Here is a 1715-nt window from a genome sequence, read left to right as displayed (position 1 = left end):
TTTCCCTGTTCCGGCAGGAAATGTAAGTGTTTGGATTTCCGAGTAAATAGTAGCTCCCAAAACCAATAATTGTAGAATCCCACATTTATTTATAGCAATATTTTCATACAGTAATTATTTAAAACAAAAAAAAACGCTTTAAGTGAAGTGGTTTTTTGTATTGTTCAAAATGGAGAAATTTTGGGTAGCAAGTGCATCTTCATGGGTTTATTTAGTTGAAAGCACTTCTTCGCTAATATCTGCAACCTGAATGCTTTTAATAGCTGATTTGGTTGATGATGTTGTACTTCCGCCCATAATGTATAATTTATTGTTATAGATTTCCGCAGCAGCATGTCGTCTGGGAATCATGTTGGATGATAACTTATGCAACTGTTTGGTTTCTGTGTCAAAATAAGCCATAAAATTTTGATTGTTATAACCACCTGCAATAAAAATCTTATTACCCGATACCGCTAATGAATGTCCGGATATCGCTGCAGGCATCGTATATTGCTCAGTCCACTCATTTTTGCTGAGATCAAAAACATTGACTAAGCGGGATGAGGTACCGTTAAAACCACCAATCACATACAACTTATCATTCACAATTTTGCCTCTTGTTTCTCTGGCTGTGGGCATATTCGGTAATGGATGCCATGTATCTGAAGCAATGTCATAATATTGAAATCTATCAGAAAATACAGTGGTTGCGGCATTATTTAGTCCACTTCCTCCGAAAGTATATATTTTTCCGTTGTGAATAGCGGAACCAGCATTTCCTGTGTAGGCACGGTTAACAGATCCTTTTGTTTTTTGATGCGTTTCAAGGTCTATAATTTCAAGATTGCTGTTTCCCCAACCGTTAAAAATGTAGATTTTATTACCGTAAGTCTCCGAATTGGCGAATCTTTTAGGAACCAAAGTAGAATTGATTATACTCCAACGGTTATCTTTAATGCTGTATTTTTCAATAATCGTGGCATTACCATCCGAATCTTTATAGCCATTGCTTACATAGATATTGTCGCCTGCAATGGCACTGCTTATCGCTCCTCTTTTCACAGACATATCCGAAAGATGTTTAAAGTTTAAGGTTTGCGCACTGGCTAAACATAAACCGAAAAGTGATAGGAGGAATGATTTTGTTTTCAAGAGTGTGAGATTTGGGTTGCAAAATATCTTTTAAATATAGGGAAAAGTGATGGATGTCGAAATCTAAGAAATCGGATCTTAAATTTATTAATTCAGAATTTAAATTTTGTTGAATAAAGGTTTTTTTTATACAAAAGCCACACGAAGGGATTCGTGCGACAGCGAGGGGCTTTCATTTATATTGATTGATATCTGATGTCATTTGGGAATATTGCATGAATGACTTTTAACATATTACTTATTAACTCTTTAATCATCTTTTTCATTTAATTGTAATATTTGCTTTAAATCTCAAATGAAAAAAACGCGCTCCACAAGAGCAGAATGGTAAGAATGAAAATATTATGGTTAAAAGAATTTATTTGATCAGAAGATTAACGCTGCCGCAAAGTCTCTGAATTTGCGTAGCGTGGACATCTGGGGGTAGTCTATTTAAGTCCACTTTGCTCAACTAAAAATATTATGTTAGTTCCCGCTAAATTCGACACTATCCCGTAAAGTGTGTAAGTAGAAAAGTTAGGCTTGGATTTTATAATCTGAGCCTTTTTTCAAAAATAAGCATAAATTGGTTTAAAACCAAT

The 1715-nt window shown here is 34.7% G+C and carries 1 protein-coding gene; it reads right to left on the bottom strand.

The genetic code is table 11. The annotated features are described in order from the left end of the window. Nucleotides 1-207: 207 nt before the first annotated feature. On the bottom strand, nt 208-1134 hold the full coding sequence (locus IV513_RS15370; RefSeq protein ID WP_209391430.1) for a kelch repeat-containing protein: 927 nt from the start codon (nt 1132-1134) through the stop codon (nt 208-210). Nucleotides 1135-1715 lie beyond the last annotated feature (581 nt).

The organism is Chryseobacterium sp. RR2-3-20, assembly GCF_017808115.1.
Taxonomy (GTDB): domain Bacteria; phylum Bacteroidota; class Bacteroidia; order Flavobacteriales; family Weeksellaceae; genus Chryseobacterium; species Chryseobacterium oryzae.
This window is presented reverse-complemented; position numbering and strand designations above follow the sequence as displayed.